General features: G+C 43.0%; 17 protein-coding genes. 1 reads left to right on the top strand and 16 read right to left on the bottom strand.

The features are described from left to right. Positions 1–8: 8 nt before the first annotated feature. The 14 genes from ACUZ79_RS06585 to ACUZ79_RS06520 form a co-directional block, all read right to left on the bottom strand. Entirely contained in the window at positions 9–356 is a 348-nt protein-coding gene (locus ACUZ79_RS06585) for a hypothetical protein (protein ID WP_449251056.1), read from the bottom strand. Positions 357–426: 70 nt separating this feature from the next. Then, complete coding sequence (locus tag ACUZ79_RS06580) at positions 427–3525, bottom strand: HsdR family type I site-specific deoxyribonuclease (protein ID WP_449251055.1); 3099 nt, start codon at positions 3523–3525, stop codon at positions 427–429. Positions 3526–3595: 70 nt separating this feature from the next. Then, complete coding sequence (locus ACUZ79_RS06575) at positions 3596–4882, bottom strand: restriction endonuclease subunit S (protein ID WP_449251054.1); 1287 nt, start codon at positions 4880–4882, stop codon at positions 3596–3598. Then, entirely contained in the window at positions 4879–6438 is a 1560-nt protein-coding gene (locus ACUZ79_RS06570) for a type I restriction-modification system subunit M (RefSeq protein WP_449251053.1), read from the bottom strand. The genes ACUZ79_RS06575 and ACUZ79_RS06570 overlap by 4 nt, the downstream gene beginning before the upstream one ends. A gap of 534 nt (positions 6439–6972) precedes the next feature. Next, the gene (locus tag ACUZ79_RS06565) at positions 6973–7197 is read right to left on the bottom strand and encodes a hypothetical protein (RefSeq protein WP_449250839.1); all 225 of its coding nucleotides are present in this window, start codon (positions 7195–7197) and stop codon (positions 6973–6975) included. 17 nt (positions 7198–7214) lie between these two features. Then, on the bottom strand, positions 7215–8294 hold the full coding sequence (locus ACUZ79_RS06560; RefSeq protein WP_449250838.1) for a tyrosine-type recombinase/integrase: 1080 nt from the start codon (positions 8292–8294) through the stop codon (positions 7215–7217). Between the two features lie 201 nt (positions 8295–8495). After that, positions 8496–9056, bottom strand: a complete 561-nt coding sequence (locus tag ACUZ79_RS06555) for a tyrosine-type recombinase/integrase (RefSeq protein ID WP_449250837.1) — start codon at positions 9054–9056, stop codon at positions 8496–8498. A gap of 235 nt (positions 9057–9291) precedes the next feature. Then, a complete protein-coding gene (locus ACUZ79_RS06550) occupies positions 9292–9705 on the bottom strand; it encodes a hypothetical protein (protein ID WP_449250836.1) in 414 nt (137 codons plus the stop codon). Positions 9706–10365: 660 nt separating this feature from the next. Next, entirely contained in the window at positions 10366–12102 is a 1737-nt protein-coding gene (locus ACUZ79_RS06545; RefSeq protein WP_449250835.1) for a hypothetical protein, read from the bottom strand. A 242-nt stretch (positions 12103–12344) separates the two neighbouring features. Further along, positions 12345–13247: a hypothetical protein gene (locus ACUZ79_RS06540; RefSeq protein ID WP_449251052.1), complete on the bottom strand. Its 903-nt coding sequence runs from the start codon at positions 13245–13247 to the stop codon at positions 12345–12347. Next, the gene (locus tag ACUZ79_RS06535) at positions 13244–14032 is read right to left on the bottom strand and encodes a hypothetical protein (RefSeq protein WP_449251051.1); all 789 of its coding nucleotides are present in this window, start codon (positions 14030–14032) and stop codon (positions 13244–13246) included. The genes ACUZ79_RS06540 and ACUZ79_RS06535 overlap by 4 nt, the downstream gene beginning before the upstream one ends. A gap of 268 nt (positions 14033–14300) precedes the next feature. After that, positions 14301–15239, bottom strand: a complete 939-nt coding sequence (locus ACUZ79_RS06530) for a hypothetical protein (RefSeq protein WP_449251050.1) — start codon at positions 15237–15239, stop codon at positions 14301–14303. A gap of 588 nt (positions 15240–15827) precedes the next feature. After that, a complete protein-coding gene (locus ACUZ79_RS06525; protein WP_449251049.1) occupies positions 15828–16220 on the bottom strand; it encodes a DUF6573 family protein in 393 nt (130 codons plus the stop codon). Between the two features lie 314 nt (positions 16221–16534). Beyond that, positions 16535–16726 carry a hypothetical protein gene (locus tag ACUZ79_RS06520; protein ID WP_449251048.1) on the bottom strand — a complete coding sequence of 64 codons (192 nt, stop codon included), beginning with the start codon at positions 16724–16726 and terminating at the stop codon, positions 16535–16537. A gap of 581 nt (positions 16727–17307) precedes the next feature. On the opposite strand from ACUZ79_RS06520, the gene ACUZ79_RS06515 reads away from it, so the two are divergent. Next, positions 17308–17580 (top strand): hypothetical protein, encoded by a 273-nt coding sequence (locus ACUZ79_RS06515; protein WP_449251047.1) that lies wholly within the window; start codon positions 17308–17310, stop codon positions 17578–17580. Positions 17581–17942: 362 nt separating this feature from the next. Here ACUZ79_RS06515 and ACUZ79_RS06510 read toward each other — a convergent pair whose 3' ends face one another. Next, entirely contained in the window at positions 17943–18182 is a 240-nt protein-coding gene (locus ACUZ79_RS06510) for a hypothetical protein (RefSeq protein WP_449251046.1), read from the bottom strand. A gap of 127 nt (positions 18183–18309) precedes the next feature. Continuing rightward, positions 18310–18630: a helix-turn-helix domain-containing protein gene (locus tag ACUZ79_RS06505; protein ID WP_449251045.1), complete on the bottom strand. Its 321-nt coding sequence runs from the start codon at positions 18628–18630 to the stop codon at positions 18310–18312. Positions 18631–18787: the final 157 nt, after the last annotated feature.

The following is an 18787-nucleotide window of genomic DNA, read 5'->3' as shown; positions in this document are numbered from 1 at the left end:
CAAAAACATCAATACTCTTCCGCAATTGGCAGTTTCTTCCCAATATCAACCACAATCTCATGCACCTTCACATGGAACCACTGCTTAAATACCCGTAGATCCATTTTCTTGGGCCATGCCTCCTCATCTGTGTACCACCCCGCAAGCTCCTCCTCGAAGATGACCTTGAAATTCCTCTTGATGAGCTTTTCAGGATCATCACCATCGAGCGAATCATCCACAAGGTACATGCGCGAGTATGACAGGATGGATTCATCGGGAATATCTGCGGCCTCGGCATCGGTGCTTTGAACCCATTTGATAAACGGCTCTTTGGGAATAACCGTAATGGCGGCTTTGTTGATTAGCTGATGCATGAGTAGGCCTCCAACTTTGAGCAGATGAGCAGAACCAGTTGGTTTAAGTAGTATCAGACCGAAAGTGTAATCAAATCTGACCGCCTACGCCCTTGAATTTTTCCACAAAGGCCGCGATGCGCTGAAAAACCCCTTGCTTTTTTTTGAGGTACTGCGGGTTCAGCGGGCTCATCTTAGGCAGAATGTCGTTCAATTCCGTACCGTTTTCACTGGCAAATTCCCGCTTCAGTGAGGTGGTGATATACCGCTTTGCGGCCTCTTCATTCAGATTTTCGCCAGTGATCAGCTCTTGCGCTTCACGCTGCTGTTCTGCTCTGGCATAGGCAAAGAAGGCATCAATCACACTGGCCTTGTCGCCAAGCTGATCCAGATCGGTGTGGTTGATAAAGTCAACCAGCAGGCTCTCTTTAGCGCGGTTGCCTAGGCTGGCACGGATTACGCGGCGCACGTCTTCAACTAATACAGCCTTGTCCTTGCTCTTTTTGTTCTTTTCAAAGATCAGTTCCAGAATGTAATCCAGATTGATTTCCTGCGATTTGAGTAGATCCACTTCAAAGACCACATCATCCCAATCAATGGTTGAAGTGTCTTTGTCCTTGGCGGATTTTTCGCAGCGCAGCCAGTCGCGCACATCGTTGTAGGTCGAGCGATAATCCTGAATCTTTCGTTCAGGGGGCATGGTGATGGCTTGCAGGGCGTCCAGGTCTTCATCCGTGAGGTAGTGCGTGACCTTGAACGCCTCAAGCACCACAGGGTCGTTTGTGTCGATAGTTTGCAGGGCCTTGAGGCTGGCAAACTCATCATAGTTTTGCAGCACGTTTTCTACACGCAGATACTCGCCAAACAATTTGGCAAAGGCCTTTTTATCCGACTCTTTTTCAATGGCCGAGGGATAGGGAAAACGCTGCTCAAGCTCCTTCACCACATCCACAAAGCCACGCCGCGCCTCCCCTGTGAGCGCATCGGTAAAGCCCTCCATGTACTCTTTGTAGCTTTTTTCGAGCACCACATTCTTGGTATTTTTGTCGCCAAACAGGGTGATCGCGTCTATGGTTGCCTGCTCCAGATCGCGGAAGGTAACAATATTGCCAAAGGTTTTGGTGGCGTTAAAAATACGGTTGGTGCGGGAATAGGCTTGCATGAGGCCATGATAGCGCAGATTTTTATCCACAAACAGGGTGTTGAGCGTGGGAGCGTCAAAGCCAGTCAGGAACATGCCCACCACAATGAGCAGGTCAACCTCCTGATTTTTTACGCGCAAGGCAAGATCACGGTAGTAATTCTGGAAGGCACTACTCTCTACGCTAAAGTTGGTTTTAAACAGCGCGTTGTAGTCGGCAATAGCCGCGCCCAGAAATTCCTTAGCGCTACTATTCATGGCAGAAACGTCAAAGCTTTCATCCTGAATATCGCCCACTGCATCCTGTTCTTCATTAGCGGCAAAGGAGAAGATGGTAGCCACTTTCAGCTTATTTTCGCTATTGCTCTGCACGGCCTTGAACGATTCGTAATACAGCTTGGCGGCATCTACGCTGCTAACGGCAAACATGGCGTTAAAGCCTTTACCTCCAACCTGAAAACGGTGGGTCTTTTGCCGAAAGTTGTTCAGAATGTACTGGCTTACCTCGCGTATGCGCTCTGGGTGCAGCAGGGCCTGTCGGTTCTCTGCCGCGCTGAGTTTAGCTTCATCAATCTCGGTTTCAATAGCCTTGAACTGTGGGCGCACATCGTTGTAGTCCACCTTGAACTTGAGCACCTTTTCATCACGGATGGCATCGGTGATAACATAGGAATGCAACTCACGGCCAAACACGCTGGCGGTGGTTTCTGCACCTAAGGCATTCTGTGGAAAAATCGGCGTTCCCGTAAAACCGAACTGGATGTATTTTTTAAACTTCTTTTTCAGATTCTTTTGCGCTTCACCAAACTGACTGCGATGGCATTCGTCAAAAATAAAGACCACCTGCTTGCTATAGATGGGCAGGTCACCTTCGCTTTTCATCAGGTTGTTGAGCTTCTGGATGGTGGTGACGATGATCTTGTTGTCGTCCTTGTCCAGATTGCGCTTCAATCCTGCTGTGCTCTCCGAGCCATTGACGCTGTCGGGCGAAAACCGCTGGTATTCCTTCATGGTCTGGTAATCCAGATCCTTGCGGTCAACCACAAAAAAGACCTTGTCGATGCAATCGAGCTCGGTGGCAAGTCTTGCTGCCTTGAAGCTGGTAAGAGTTTTGCCAGAGCCTGTTGTGTGCCAGATAAAGCCGCCGCTTTCGGACTTGCTCCATCGCTTGGCCTGTTGGGCGTTGTTGATCTTCCACAATATGCGCTCTGTAGCCGCAATCTGGTAGGGGCGCATGACAAGCAGGGTATTGCTGACATCAAACACAGAATAGTGCAGCAGCACGCTGAGCAGGGTGTTCTTTTGAAAAAACGTGGCAGTAAAGTCTTTTAGATCTTTGATAAGGCTGTTGTCGGCTTTGGCCCAGTTCATGGTAAAGTCAAAGCTGTTTTTGTTGCGCTGCGTGGTGTTGGCAAAATAGCGCGTATCTGTGCCGTTGGAGATCACAAACAGTTGCAGATATTTGAACAGGGAGAGCTCGCTGTTAAAGCTTTCTTTGCTGTAGCGGTGTACCTGATTGAATGCTTCACGAACGGCTACGCCGCGCTTTTTCAGCTCTATTTGCACCAGGGGAAGGCCATTGACCAGGATTGTTACGTCATATCGGTTGGCATGGCTGCCGGCCTGCTCAAACTGGCTGATAACCTGCACCTTGTTGCGGGCGAGGATTTTCTTGTCCAGCAGATAGATGTTCTGGATGCGCCCATCATCAAAAACAAAGTCGTGAATGTAGTCGTCATGGATCTTGCGGATTTTGTCGATAATAGTGTCACTGGGCTTGTTCAGCCATGTATTCACAAACCGCCGCCACTCGCTGTCTGAAAACCGCACGTTGTTGAGGGCCTGTAACTGATCGCGCACGTTAGTCAGCAATTTCTCCTGTGTGGTCAGGTCAGGTGCGTATTCGTAGCCCTGATTTTGCAAGTCCTGAATAAGCTCCCGCTCAAGGTCGCTTTCTGTCTGGTAATTTTGCGCTGCCTGCCAAGCCCTCTCGTACTTGTCGAGCACGATAAAGTTGTTGGATTCTGCGATGGGTGTATAGTCTTTCATCTGTATCCTTCACGCTGGCAGGTCGTCTTTGTGCTGATTCAGGCCCAGATCCTTTATCACCCGGTATGGGTTATGCCACCCCTTGCGGCTTGGGAAAGCTGAACAGCATGTCGCGGTAATATTCATATTGCTTTTGACGCAGCTCGATTTCGCGAGGCAGGCCCTCACTGATGGAGTTGGTTAAGGCATCAAACTTGTCGAGGATAGCGACGATACGGGCTTGCTCAGCGAGCGACTTCTCTGGGTCGTCAGCATAGGGAAGGGGGAGCTTAAAATCCTTGATGATGCTTGAATTCAGATCACCTCTAGCGCCTTGCCCTAGCGCCTTAATGTTTTCATAGTTATAACTTACCCAGTGAAACACATAGCGGTATAACGCCTTGCTGCTATCAATCTCTAAGCAGCCGCAGTGCTGATTTGTTGTCAAGGGTATCTTGTTAATCGCAGATCGACCCGCCGTTGCACCGGATATTGCGATAATTACACAATTCTTCGGAATCCACTTTGCCGCTGAATTACTTAACGCGGCCTGAGTTATTTTTATTTCTGTGCTCTCGATGTCGCAAAACTTCACCTCCTGGGTTCTTAGCCAAGGAATATCGCCGCCCTCGTAATATTCTGGTTTGCCAGCTGTTGGTGTTCCGCCTGAGTACCATTTCTTGGTTACATCCCCCAACGGCTTCCATTCCACCTCACCTTCCTCAAAGCTCAGCAACTGGTCGCGATAGTAGGCGTACTGCTTTTTGCGGGCGGTCAGTTCTGCGGTCAGTTCTGCGGTCAGTTCTGCGGTCAGTTCTGTAAAGGCGTCCAGAATACGGACAATTTCCGCCTGAATTTCGAGCGACTTCTTGGGGTTTTCTGGGCAGGGGATGGGGACGACTATTTTCGCCATATCCGTGGCTGAAACATCGATCACCTTCGTCCCTTTGGCGTGTTTTCTTTTCACGTTTGCAAATTCGTCAGTTTGGGTGAAATAGGCAAAATATTTTCCCAAGATACAGTCGCTGGGCTTAAAAACTGTTGCATGTCCACCTGTGACGGCTTGGAGCTCGCCAAGATACACCAATGCTTTGCCAACATCTTCAATGTTTTCACTAGTATTTGTAATTACAACATCGCCTTTATCTACTTTTCGCAGTTGTGTAGCCAGCACAGGAGAAACGAAAGATTTTGTTTTTGTAGTAGATAGACCGTAATAGGTATAAATTTGGCCGTAGTGAATGGCTGGTACGCCTGTTTCGGTGAAATCTTTTTTTTGCAGACCATTGCCACGAATCAACGAGCCAAGTTCCCCCAACCGCTTCCACTCCACGGCAACGCCGTCCAGCAGTTTCTCCAGAAAGTTCGCGTGGCTCATGATTGCAGCCCTTCGCCTTCTATCTCGGCCACAATAGCGTCAATGTCTTTGCGTAACTGGTCTATCCTGGCCACCGTGGTTTTAAGCTCGGCATTGACCTGAACGATATTTACGACCTCGCGGGTATCCTTGGCTTCCACATAGCTGTTTACCGACAGGTTGTAATCGTTAGCGGCAATGACCTCATACGGTACCGATTTGGCAAAGTGCTCAACATCCGCCTTGCTATCGAAGACCTGCATGATCTGTTCAATATGCTCATCACGAAGCACGTTGTTGTTGGTTATCTTGTCGAACAGGCCGCTGGCATCGATAAACTGGGTTTTGGTGTACTTTTTGTTCTTGGCTAGCACCAGAATGTTGACGGCAATGGTGGTGCCATAAAACAGATTGGGCGCAAGGGAGATGACGCTTTCCACATAGTTGTTGGATACCAGATACTGCCGGATTTGCTTTTCTGCGCCGCCCCGGTAAAAAATACCCGGAAAGCAGACAATGGCAGCGCGGCCCTTGCTAGAAAGGTAGCTGAGCGAGTGTAGCACAAAAGCAAAGTCGGCCTTGGACTTAGGCGCGAGCACACCTGCCGGAGCAAAGCGAATGTCGTTGATCAGGGTGGGATCGTCAGCACCGATCCACTTCACTGAGTAGGGCGGGTTAGAAACAATCGCGTCAAAGGGTTTTTCATCATCAAAGTATGGGTCGAGAAGGGTATTACCGAGCTGGATGTCAAACTTGTCGTAGTTGACGTTGTGCAGAAACATGTTCATGCGCGCCAAGTTGTAAGTGGTATGGTTGATCTCCTGCCCGAAAAAGCCTTCTTCAATGATGTGTTCGTCAAACTGTTTTTTGGCTTGCAGCAGGAGGGAGCCAGAACCACAAGCCGGGTCGTAGATCTTATTCACGCTGGTTTGCTTGTGCAGGGCCAGCCGCGCAATGAGCTTTGACACATGCTGCGGGGTGAAAAACTCACCGCCGGATTTACCCGCGTTGGCGGCGTAGTTGGAGATAAGAAATTCGTAGGCATCGCCAAACAGATCAATGTGATTGTCTTCAAAATCACCAAAGTTCAAACCAGCTACGCCGTTGAGTACTGCTGCAAGACGGGTGTTTCTGTCCTTTACCGTATTGCCCAAGCGGTTACTGGTGGTGTCGAAATCTGCAAACAAGCCCTTTATGTCCTGCTCTGAGGGGTAGCCAGCAGCAGAATTTTCAATAGCGGTAAAGATTGCGGCAAGACCAGTGTTGAGATTCTCATTGGTATTGGCCTTGGCTACTACATTGGCAAAAAGCTGGCTGGGGTAGATAAAGTAGCCCTTGGCCTTGATAGCATCTTCCTTGATGGCTGCCAGATTTTCATTTTTGTCGTCCAAAGCGGTGTAGTCGATGCTTGCATCACCACCCTGCATATAGCTGGCAAAATTTTCGCTGATAAAGCGGTAGAACAGGGCACCAAGCACATATTGCTTGAAATCCCATCCATCGACAGCACCGCGCACATCGTTGGCGATTTGCCATATCTGGCGTTGCAGTTCAGCGCGTTGTTGGGAGCTCGTCACAGTATATACCTTTCGCGGTAAGAATTTTTACAGAATAAAAGTGGGTTCACTTCTTCGGACCAGTCAACGGCAACATTAAGGTGGACAGTTTCATGGGCTAGCTGCCTTTCTAGGGCAATCTAGAGGGGAACTTTCTCTAGCTTGATGACTTAGATATCTCACCGACTTTCTTCCGTCAAAGGATTGTCGGGGCTGGTTAAGACGTCAAACCATAAGAGTAGGGAATAACACCAAACTCGCACCAAACGCCCCCATGTCCGCAAGTATTTGTATCGTTGATGCAACTTTTTAACTTGTGGCCATGTGGTGCGATATTTTTAAATATATATCAAATAGTTACAGTAATTTTTCCAGAAATTCTACCACACGCCACTTTTGGCGATCCCATTCAACGCAAGAAAGGGATAGTCGGGTTTTCACCTAACTATCCATTTTTATTGGATATATGGTCGGAGCGAAAGGATTCGAACCTTCGACTTCCTGCTCCCAAAAAGTCAACCTTATTTATAATCATTACAGATACTTATACATTATTTATACGCTCATACAAGTTCGTGTGGCTCGCACCAATCTCGCCACATACACTTTGGCGTTTTTGGCGTAAAGTTTGGTGTTTTTGGTGAACACTTTGGCGTATTTGGTGTACACTTTGGTGTTTTTGGCGTTCTTTTCATGGAACACCAGCTGCATCATTTTTGGCGTAAAAAACTGCGATTGAATTTTCAAAAAAAAGCCCTGAGCATAATCGCCCAGGGCCATCTATCGATCAGCGTCTTCTATGCAGAAGGTTGCGCAGATGGTGATTGCCCAAGAGGCGGCAGATCCGGCAGTAAGGTCACAGCCCGTTCCTTCTCGCCCTCAAGGTATTGATAATATACATTCGCGGTCATAGTCACGCTGGAATGGCCCAGGAGCTTTGACACAGCGGCAAGGTCAGCTCCATTGGAGAGCATATATGTGGCAAACATATGGCGCAGGTCATACATCCTCACCGAATGCTGAATGCCAGCCCTGCGACAAGCCATTCTGAACGCTTTTTGAATCCGATTAACCCGCTTGCCACGGTATTCGATTATGAAGTCTGTCTGACTAATTGCCCGCATCTCCCGCAACCGCTCAAGGAAAGCATCTTTTACCGGGATGGTCCGGAAGGTTTCGGTTTTCCTGCCGAAAACCTTTACCTGCTTCCGCTCCCAGTCTACATCGGACCAGCGCAGCGAAAGAAGCTCAGAATCGCCAGAGCGAACGCCAAGATTGAAACAGACCTCGACGGCCCACCGAACATGGTCATCGGCATGTTCCATAATTTTGGAAACATCTTCTAGCGTGATCTGAAACTGCCTCGGCGGCTCCTTCGTCTTGTGCCACTGTGCCATGGGATTTTGCGCCATCAAACCATTTGCCACAGCAAAATTGAAAATGGTCCTCAGAAAGCAGCAGTAGCGATTTATACTTGCCTGTGAGCGTACTGCACCAGTTCTGCCACTTGGAATTGACCTCATGTGGTTTATGAAAGGCACGATGCCGTCCGTGTAGTTGATTAAATCCAACGGCATTGACGGGCCAAAATGCTTGTACAAAAGGCTTTTTGCCATATAGTTTATGTTGCTGATATGAGACTGACTTTTCCCTTGCGCCCGCAGATGATCCAAATACGCATCCACCGCCTGCCGCAATACTGGGCCAAGGGGTTGCTGCACAACTGGGGCTATCGCGCGGGATTTCATGGCCTCGTCAAAAGCTTTTGCTGACGCCTCAGCTTCCGGCCCACGCCCAAAAGAACGTTCCTTCCGCTTGCCATCAGCGCCTTTAAAGACAACGATAAAACGACCATCATCACGTTGGTGAACACTCATTTCTCACCTCAAAAATTATTGACAAAAGTTTACCACCATTTCGGAGGGTTGAAGAGAACATAGCACCCCCATGAAAATATGGCAAACTTTATCTATTTGTTTTCAAATGGTTACAGACATTCATACACAGCTTCATCATGCTACGTACTCCCTCAATCAAGCCTCAATACACGAAGGTACTGAAGCCCTGAAAATATTTTTTCAAATTGCATTGAGCAGCACTTCCTCGACTTCCTCGGCTTGGATGCCCAAGTACCTTCGCGTAACGGCAGGGTTGGAATGGTTCATCCGCTTCGCCAGTAGCTCCCATGAAACCCCGTAGAGCTTGCGCTGCTGATAGCACCAAGTCTTACGCAGGGTATGCGCTCCATAGTTGCCGGCCAGATTGATTTCATCGCACCAGCCCTGAACCAAATGCGTCACAGCATACGTACTCAGTGGGTAATTCCAGCCTTTCCGGCTTTTAAAGAGGTATTCGCGGGGAACGCGTTTCTTGTGAAAGGCCAGATATCGCTGTACAGCATCATAAATTTCTTGATTAATGATGAGCACATTTTCCTTTTTAGTTTTCTTTTCCATCACAGTTATACGATCTCCAACTACAGCATTTTCAACATCACTAACACGCAATGCCAAAATATCTTGAACTCGTAACCCTGCGTTAATGCCCATTATAAAGAGCAACATGTTTCTTGGATTTGATGACAACAATCGCTTGATACGCTTGATATCCTTCAAATCAGTAATCGGCTGTACTTTCATGATTATGTACTCCAATCTACGTTTCGTTATGTAAAGCCCATAAATTTGGACTTACATTTTGGGGGAGAAATAGGACTACCCTTGGAACCACCTATAACAAGCTGAATTTATTCGATTTTAGCCCGTCAAACATTTGAATGTCCGTTTCTGGTACAAATCGGTCGTTCCTTTTATAAGCAATTCCGCTTGCTTAAAATGAAAAAGCCACCCCATTTTCAGAGGTGGCTCATTGCGATTACTCGCTAAGCTCAGTAGAAGCATCTTGCGAAACTGGTTTCGTTTCCAATCCGAGATGGATCAGGATAATCCTGTTCCCTTCCACAATGACATCAAACTCGGTTTCAGGCTTCAGGGGCATCCCCTTGAAGTCGATGTTTGTCATTCGCAGTCTTATCTCACCACGGGCGTTTACAAATGCCTTGCGGCGGTTCTTGTCATACAGCCCCGGTACTTCATAAAATTCCTTGTCCGTTGCAATCAGCTTCAAAATGTGATGTTTCAGAATCTGTTTGTGACCAATATCCATTGCCAGCATGATTTCAGAAGCGGTTTTTCCGTTCCGAATCAAATCTCGCAGAACATTGGCATCATACTTTGATTCTTGTTTCTTAACCTTATCACCAGTTGAATCAGATGATTTCTTACTCATACAATCCTCCATTAAGTCTATTTTAATGAAGAATATCTATATATTTAAGCAATAAAAAAGAGTGCGTGAACACTCTTTGTTAAATTCTACTCTTAAGTATTGTAACTATAATCTCTATCACAATTTTCCTGAACAACTTTGAATTTCTTGCTAGGAATTGTAGCTTCCACAACTGCATTGCAATATTCAACTTAACCTCCAAATAAGCAAAAGCAGCAGCCAATTTCACTTGACTACTGCCCTTGCCGTTTAATTTAATATTAAATTTTGATATCTATATTTATTGAATCAAAATGAAATCTACTTTAATTGTATCTTGATGAATTATGCATTTTATCCCTCTCTCCAAAATAATTATTTCTTTAAGTTAATTTAATAATATCATTATAAATGGAATTTACTTGGAATTTCTTGAACATACCTGATCACCTGTAACTTAAGCTTGAACGGCACGAATACCACCACTAATTTTTAAAAATAATTTAATTATTATATTTTATAAAAAATTATAAATTATAATTAATAAGTTTTTTTAAAATTTACTGGTGTTCAAGCTCCAGTTACATGGATCAAGCTCTACCAATCACATCACCTAAAATAAAATGATTATTGTAGTAATTAAAAGAATATTTTATTAAAGAAAAGGAGATATCAAACCCATCAAAACAGATCAGTTGGGATGCCCAAGCTAAGCGTTTGAGCCGCTTTAATCTTGGGAAATACCTCTGAAACATACGTTGGATCAATTTTTAAGCGTTCAAGATCGTAATTCAAAATCAGTGATGTGCGATCCACTACAGATGCAAGATTAACGGCAATATACTGGTGTCCGTTCAACTTCTTAGTTCCACAAAGAATTAATAAACCCGCGTTATAAAGTAATGGTGCATTATTCTTAATCAATTTGGCAAAATTCGCTGAATTAATAGGGTAATTACTTGTATCATCTGAAGTAGCCAAAAGATAATTAAACAATTCACTCATTGTAAATGCACAAACTTGGTGAGTTTCCATCAACGAAAGTAAATCGTTGAGAGGATCTGACCGCTTAACCATTTCAGTAGATTCAGAAGTTTTTAAAGCTTCCAAAAACTGCCGATAAATATTACTCGAAAAACCAATTGCTTCAAAATACGCCTGTCCAATCAAATCAAAATCAGCATGGCGTTTAATACCTAAAGGCTGGAACTTTTGATAATTCTTCAATATCGTACAAGCAAGATTGCACAATTCACCACGAACATATGGCAAAAGCAATTCTAACTCTGATTTAATTTCAAGTTCTGACTTCAAAACCTGCTTAGGTTCGATTTTAATGAACGCGCAACGAGCTTTAAAATCTTGATTAAGCCTAGGAATTGTTACAGATGTCAAAATTAATGGACATTTCATAGAAATTTCAATCGTTTCAGTATCAGAATAATTTCTCTTTTTTGTGTAAGATCCGCTTGAATATGAAAGACAAAATTGATCAGAAATTGAGTTACTTAACGATGAAAAATTGTCAAAAAATACAATACCTGAACGATCAAGCGTGAGTGCCAGTTCAAGCGCATTATTATGAAGGAATTCGCCAACATTGGGATCAAAAACTGCTTTTAATGCACTGGCAAGAGTAGTTTTGCCACTCCCAGCTGGGCCGTGCAAATAAAGAATTGGGGTAGAAACTTCTGCAAAAAGGTAGCTGACCAATGTCATTAAAATCCAGTGCCGTTCAACACCAGAAGTAATGCCAAACAAATCAAGGAACATTTCGCAAGAGCTGATTCCAGATGATGAGAATTCGATCTTTTCAATCGGCTTGGTTTTCTCATTGCACACTAACAGAACGTCACCTGGGGAACCAATTCTTACAGAATCAGTATTAATAATTACACAATTTCTATTCTGAAAACCTAAATTCCAAACAAGCTCACCATTAATAACTCCAAAACGTGTTATACTCTGGATTGGTGAAGAATTGTTTTTTGCATAACTCTTTATCACAATTAAAATTGATTTTAAGTTCATCATACTTATTGGGCCAGCTGGATCAGACATGTAACTTTCTAAAATGAATGCTTCAAAATCACCACTCGAAATATCCAGATATTTCTCGATTCCAGATTCTACAACTTTTGCATAATATACTGAATTCTTATAATTGAAATATTTAAGAGTCTTTAAATATGTGATAGCTTTAACCTGAATATTTTCTTTCTTTTTAGACTTTTTCTGCGGCTTTTCTTCAACTTTAACGGCAGGTGGTTTTACATTTAAGAAAGGATTTGCGCCTTGTGATTGCACCTCACTTTGCAAATCATCATCTATTGGAGCTTCCTTTTCAATACAATCAGGGAACAGTTCTTCAGCAGTATAACGTACTTCCTCTAAATTAACTTCTTCATCATCACGCATGATACTTCTCCATTTGTTAGGATTAATAATACATTTTGCATGAACAATTTATGTCGAGATATCAATCATTCATAATCTTTCATGCAAGATTACATTTAACAAATAATAATTTTATATTTGTACAAAATTTCTGTACAATACAGACACAACTGCTCCATAGAGAGTCGGTATATGACCGAGAAAAAGGGCGTGATTTGCTGCCACGCCCTTTTTCCAATTGTGAATTTATTTTTATTATCAAATCACCAAACATCGAATTGAATTGGCCTATCTTTTTGCCGTTGCGTGATAACTTCTTCACGTAACTTCAAATACAAAGCATTCAACATTACCAATTTTGAAGTATCAGCTGCAACATCATTCAAGTCAAATCCAATTTCATAAGCAATAAAATTTTCATATTCATCTCTTAAAGATTTATTATTAAGATTATTATAATAATCACTATTCGGAACTCCATTCTTATTGTGTGAGCTGAATGATAATGTAACTTCTTTTTGTTGAATTTCAGAAAAGAATATTGCACGACCACTTGCTGCCCACCGAATGAATGAAGAGCAATCGCACGACCACGCATTTGAATCCTTCAATTTAGCATAACTACCAATTCCCAATAAATGAACTCTTTTCCCAACTGCATTAAATCTATCAACTATGATATTTATACTTTTTGAAGACAACCTATTAACTACTTGTGCGCTTATTGCTACTAAATTATACTTTGATTTCAAATAAAATTCTATCTCTTCATCATCTTTAGAGTGTATTACTGGAATTGGCATATACCCCATCTCTTCTAGCCTATTCTGAAAAGATAAATTTACAAATAACCTATCATTGCTTTTGTAATCTGGATCAAAGTTCGCATACAAATCAAATACACTACTCAATGAATCAAGCGATATGGCATATTTGTTGAAGCATTCTTCAACATCATACAAATCTGACCTGTTGAACAATTCAAAAGTGCCGCTATCTAAAAATAATGAATTGGCAATTCCCTTCATCGCACTCCAAAGAGTAGCATCTAATCCCTGATTATTCCTAAATACAAATGGCTGAAGTACATTCAACTTCAAGTCATCTCGAATATTATAAAGATCAAGTATAATTTGTGGTGCAATTGACGATAGATAAATTCTCATTTTTGTTCCTTTATAATAAAATCCATCAATTCTTCAAATTCTTTTTTATTAATTTCATTACCCAATTTATAATCGCCATTATTTTCACCATCCACTTTGTCATACAACACTTCTAAATTACAAATAAGATCTATCAATCCAGAATTATCAATAAATTCTGTATTCTCATCTTGCGAGAGAACACTCTGAATATCACAGTTCATTTTTTCAATATTCTGCTGCAATCTTGGATTTAGAACAGCTTTTTTAGACAGAGCTACATTTTGAGTTTGATTTGCAAAAATAGACTGCAATGTCTTTGTTTGATTTTTGCTCAACTTGAGACGATCAATAACATCTTTTGTCAGCAAACTTGCGACACCAGCTTTTGCAAATAGAGCAACTGCATTTTCAGAAACTCCGTTGATTCCATTGCATTTCAAAATGTGATTCAGAATCACAGCTTTGGTAGCATCATCTGGGCTTTCAGTTTCGAATCGCTTTAGAAATGATGCAATGTTTTTTCCTTTTGAAAGTGCATCAGCAATCTTCAGCAGATTTTCAAAACCAAGCCAATGGCATTCTTGTGGAGGATTCATTCGAGCAATTTGCATGATTTCAACACAAGCCAGCATCGACAATCCGCTTTTCCTGACAACTTCATGGAATTCAAGCATATTTTTTGACTTGAGTTCCAGCAGCGCACTTCCCAAGCGGATTTTGAGCCGCACGTCTTCTTCATTGTGCCGCCGCTCCATGCTTCTCATCTCATTAATCAAGTCACTTAAATTATTAAAATTTTCCACTTTCTACACCAACTTTTTAGAATTATTCAAAAATAACAGCTGTTTAGAACGCAAATCGGAAAAATTTGTACTATTTTCCATAACCATCTGAAAAATCAGAATAAATCTTAAAAGATGACTACTCGCTCACGCCGAGCCACATCAGGATTATATGTATATGTGGCAGTTAAAAGTAAAATGGGCCGTACAACTACGACCCATTTATTTTTACCAATTCCAGGCTGTAACCGATTTGCAAGAGCGGGATTCCCCCATACGCGTTTATGATTTAAGCCGCTTCTCCTGGAACTGCCTTTAAGCTTTCGATTAAGTTTTCGAGAACATGGATTGCGCTGTCGACTTGCTCCTTAGACGGCTTGGAGAGCTTGGGCTTCGTATTTTCAAGCCAACCTGCCAATTCTTCGACCTTGCGCGTGAATGTCGTGAACTGGGGTTTACAACCACCAATTCCTTGTCTGCTCATTTTTTCCGCAGGATTTGCTTGCGGATCGCCTTCGGTAATCATCGCATTATCATTTTCACTTGAGATTTCGGCCACTTGAGTTTTTTCATCAGCCGAATTGGCTGATTCTGTGACAGTTGCTGTCAGCGCAGCCCACTTCTTTTTGAATGTTGTGATGGTGATCCCGCGCTTGAAGCTAATGAGATTTCCGTACCTACTCAGGAGTTCAGCAAGATTCATTTCAATTTTTGCCTCGCGGCAGACAAAATTTCTAATCAAGCACAGCTGGTACACTTGACTGATCCCAAGCTGGGCGTAGTCCTGAGCATCAGGAGTTTGTGCGAGCAGCATATACTTGCCCATGGTTGACATGCCACAACCACATTCACTGCAAATTTTGGACAGTTGGGCAGTCCAAGTGCCATGCGCAAGCATACCCTTCAGCTTATTTGCGGCCTCACCCGCTGCAATCGCTGACAACAGGCCAGAGATACTCGACTGGACAACCGCTTCATGCGCCTTAACAATGAAAGCACCCAGTTTTTTCTCGTCATCGCCCGCATTAGTAAGTGCTTTATTCAATTCAGTTTTCTTGCTTGCAATGTCGTCACGAAATTTGTTTTGATTGGCATGGCAGTTCTGCAACCACTCCGGCTGCACAACACCATCAGCATACTGCTCGGATTGACCGGCAGGGTTGATGACCTCAGAGGATATATCGGCAAAACCACTATCATTAGTGCTGATTACTGCTAAAGCTGACATGTGATCTCCATTCGCGTTCAAGTTCGTTTCACTGAGATTCAAAATCCTCAAGCGTTGAGGATTTTAAAACTGCCCTAGACCATGACATTTGCTTTGGGGACAATTCGAGAACCCCAAAGCGGTCAAAGCAGGCTCAAAACGCGGTTTTGTGACCGCTACGCAGAATGAAGGAAGCTGAGATGGAACTTGGGTAGGAATGCGGTAAACCCGCAAGCTCACAAGAAAACAATCTCACCAGTCCACAATTTGGAACCCTTCTCCGCTAAAAAAAAGCCCGCTTGATAAATTTCAAATAGTTATTATATCAAATAAATCTATCAATTGAATATCAAGTGGATCATATGCGGAGCGAAGATCGCTCTCAAAATGTGGGGTTGGCTGAGTTTTTTCTTGGAGCCTCCTTGCCCTCAAAGCGAGAGGGGGAATTGATTACTTTGACTGGAGCAGACAATATCAGCTTACTACAGCGACATTCCCTGTATACGACTTAACATTTACGCATCATGCTGCAACAAGTCAATGCTACACTGCCTCAATCAAGCATTTTTTTCAATAAAAGGCCGGAAAACATTCCGACCTTGAGTTACATCAATCATCTTCGGGAAGCATGATCGTCAAAACGGGCTCACCAGAATCCCCAGGCCCAATTGCAGCAATAACTTGCACTAACCTAGGCTCAATGCCTTCCCCCACTTCCATATCAAAACTGACATTAAACGTAATCCTGTCTGTATGAGGCCGCGCCATGATTTTCAGAAGTAGAATCACCAAGAGATCAATCATGCGCGATTCTGAAGACTGTCCAGCTTCAGCCAATTTTGCACTTGGCAGAATGTAGCCGTTAAACAGCGTTGCTGTAACTGCCACAGGGACAATAAACCCAAAGTCGCTTACGAAGTCAGATACATCTACCAGAACGCCATCATCAAGAGCCTTTTGTCTGGTGTAACAGCAGATCAGTTGCCAATCTTTGCAGTCCATTAGAGTACCTCCAAATAGATTTTGGATAAAATATCTATTTGAAAATGTTAAATATAAAGTACATTTGCGCATAAACATGACTTTGCCACCTGCCATGCAAATTCGGACATTGGGCCATATTTTGATTTTAAAGCGACTTTTTCCAAATCCTAGCCCAACCTGTATCCCAAGGGAAAAATCGCAGGAGGGGCTAAATATGGCCCAGAAAAAGGGCTATGGGGATATTCTGGGGCTGGGGATTTGGGATGGGCCGGGGAATATTTCGAAAGAAAAATCCCATTTACATGGGATTTTCAATTTGGGATCAACAATCGCTATTTCTTGGATAGCTCAGTGGTCGCTCTGACCAGATAATACGCCGTGAGGATTTTACTATCGTCAGCACTGCCCACGAATGCTTTCAAATATTCACGCGCCTGTTCAGGGGTGATGCCCCCTACCTCTTCTGTCAAAAAGTCGCTCACAGTCGTTCTCATTGCCGCAGCTGTCACCTGAATAGCTGCCATATAAGATCCTGTGCCCCCCTAGACATAAGGTTGTTAACAACTATATTTTTTAAGAACTGAAGAAAGTTATGGGCTTAAGGTGAAGGAATTTAATTTAATACGCTCCTAAGCACTTTTTGATGATTACTATGACCAAAAAAATTAAAAAAAATTAAAGTAATTGCACTACAATAATGACTCATTATTAAGATAAAACACCCCTTCATGATTATAATAAAATGAAGTAATTTACTCTATTAATAGATTACAACTATACTATTTATTAATGTTGATACACTTGCTTTTAACTATACAGACATCAATATGAACATACAAATGCGTTTAAATAATTTTTTTTATAATCATTGAATTTTTTTTATAATATAAATTTTTGTACTAGGCATTAATTTATCCACACTTAAATTCAATTACAAGCCTTAAAGAGAACAAAAATTTCTTCCAAAAAATTTTACAAGTACGCTCTTTAGGCATTGCATTCCTTAAAATTTTCTTATATTAGCAATCAGCTGGCTGTAAAAAGGCGGCAGCTAGAAGCAGCTACCTTTAATCACATCTAAAAACTCTAACCGAAGGATTTCTTTATGAAAAATCTTTCCCTCACTTCACGCATATTCAGGGCATATGCGCTTAACCCATCACTCTACACAGTGCCAGACCATGTAATAATTGATCGGACGCCCTACACGCTTCCTGATTTTCATACGATCAACGGAAAGGATTACGCCGTTTTGCATAACAATGAAGGCATGTTAGCATGCTACCGCGTCTATGAGAATCAGCGGCTGCGCAAGCTTAGAAACCCTCCCAAACAAATCGTTTCCCAGTACAAAGAAATTTCTTACCAACCTATATAAATTTAACACCAAATTCCTCATTATTTCTTCCAGATATTCCCCAAATAAAACAAAATATACAAAATTATTTACAACCCAATATTACCATTAATTCTCGTAGATAGCCCCCCCCATATTCACCAAGATGGCAGACCAAGTAAGAAGGCCGCTCATTCCTGAGCGGCCTTCTCGTTTGCGCATTGAGGGGCAAGCATGTTGCGAGTTCTCGAATGAATTACAGTAGTCTGCTTTGCTTCATGCGATGTCACCTGTCAAAACACCACCTTTTGGGTGCATACATTTTGGTGGAAGGTTCTGGGCCGGGATTATTTCAAAAGAAAAATCCCATTCACATGGGATTTTCAATTGGGATTCAAAGCTCGCTATTTCTTGGATGGATCAGCGGTCGCTCTGACCAGGTAATACGCGGTCAGAATTTTACTATCGTCAGCACTGCCCGCGAATGCGCTCAAATATTCTCGTGCCTGTTCAGGGGTGATACCCCTTACCTCTTCTGTCAAAAATTCGCTCACAGTCATTCTCAATGCCGCAGCCACTTCTTGAATAGCTGCCAAGTGAGGTTGTGCGATTTCATCAGATACAAGCAAAGCTTCGCGCTGCATGCGATTCCCCCTTTCGATAACAGTTTTAGATATAGCCTGAGCGACACAACGCTGACAAGGCTACATCCTCATATGTGTATGAAAGGAAGGAAAATAAAACGGAATATCCCTGTGCTCGGTCTAAAACCTACCGCATACCTTTGTATAGCGTATAAAAAATTGAGAGATGCTTCTTTCCTGCTTTTCCAATGAAATCCAGCAGACACTGGCGAATTCCCTCATCATCAAGGGGAGCCTGATCCTTTTGCACAAAAAAATCCGATACGGCTACATTCAATACTTCTGCGAGCTTCAATAAACATGAGAGTGTGGGATTTGCCTTCCCACGTTCAATGTCCCCCACATGCTGAAGGGAAAATCCTGCCCTTTCTGCCAGCTCATCTTGAGTTAGGAGTCTGAGTTTTCGCAACTCGCGGATATTTATTCCTAGTTGTTTTTCATCATCCATATCTACTCCAGATAGACTCGCCCGCTGAATTTTAAAAAAATATAAAATTCAGCCTACTATAAAAAGCTTATCCCAGATCTTTGCCCTTTCAGCAGACCCCAAGTAGCGACTGCTAGTAGGTAAATTTTGACACCATCACAATGGATCACGGCTCAAC

The organism is Desulfovibrio faecalis, assembly GCF_053570625.1.
Note: the sequence above shows the minus strand (reverse complement) of the source record. Positions and strands in the feature narration are given on the sequence as shown.

Coding starts and splice junctions, on each gene's coding strand:
- ACUZ79_RS06585 (WP_449251056.1), bottom strand. CDS start 356: ATGCATCAGCTAATCAACAAAGCCGCCATTACGGTTATTCCCAAAGAG.
- ACUZ79_RS06580 (WP_449251055.1), bottom strand. CDS start 3,525: ATGAAAGACTATACACCCATCGCAGAATCCAACAACTTTATCGTGCTC.
- ACUZ79_RS06575 (WP_449251054.1), bottom strand. CDS start 4,882: ATGAGCCACGCGAACTTTCTGGAGAAACTGCTGGACGGCGTTGCCGTG.
- ACUZ79_RS06565 (WP_449250839.1), bottom strand. CDS start 7,197: ATGGCCCTGGGCGATTATGCTCAGGGCTTTTTTTTGAAAATTCAATCG.
- ACUZ79_RS06560 (WP_449250838.1), bottom strand. CDS start 8,294: ATGAGTGTTCACCAACGTGATGATGGTCGTTTTATCGTTGTCTTTAAA.
- ACUZ79_RS06555 (WP_449250837.1), bottom strand. CDS start 9,056: ATGAAAGTACAGCCGATTACTGATTTGAAGGATATCAAGCGTATCAAG.
- ACUZ79_RS06550 (WP_449250836.1), bottom strand. CDS start 9,705: ATGAGTAAGAAATCATCTGATTCAACTGGTGATAAGGTTAAGAAACAA.
- ACUZ79_RS06545 (WP_449250835.1), bottom strand. CDS start 12,102: ATGCGTGATGATGAAGAAGTTAATTTAGAGGAAGTACGTTATACTGCT.
- ACUZ79_RS06540 (WP_449251052.1), bottom strand. CDS start 13,247: ATGAGAATTTATCTATCGTCAATTGCACCACAAATTATACTTGATCTT.
- ACUZ79_RS06530 (WP_449251050.1), bottom strand. CDS start 15,239: ATGTCAGCTTTAGCAGTAATCAGCACTAATGATAGTGGTTTTGCCGAT.
- ACUZ79_RS06525 (WP_449251049.1), bottom strand. CDS start 16,220: ATGGACTGCAAAGATTGGCAACTGATCTGCTGTTACACCAGACAAAAG.
- ACUZ79_RS06520 (WP_449251048.1), bottom strand. CDS start 16,726: ATGGCAGCTATTCAGGTGACAGCTGCGGCAATGAGAACGACTGTGAGC.
- ACUZ79_RS06515 (WP_449251047.1), top strand. CDS start 17,308: ATGAAAAATCTTTCCCTCACTTCACGCATATTCAGGGCATATGCGCTT.
- ACUZ79_RS06510 (WP_449251046.1), bottom strand. CDS start 18,182: ATGCAGCGCGAAGCTTTGCTTGTATCTGATGAAATCGCACAACCTCAC.
- ACUZ79_RS06505 (WP_449251045.1), bottom strand. CDS start 18,630: ATGGATGATGAAAAACAACTAGGAATAAATATCCGCGAGTTGCGAAAA.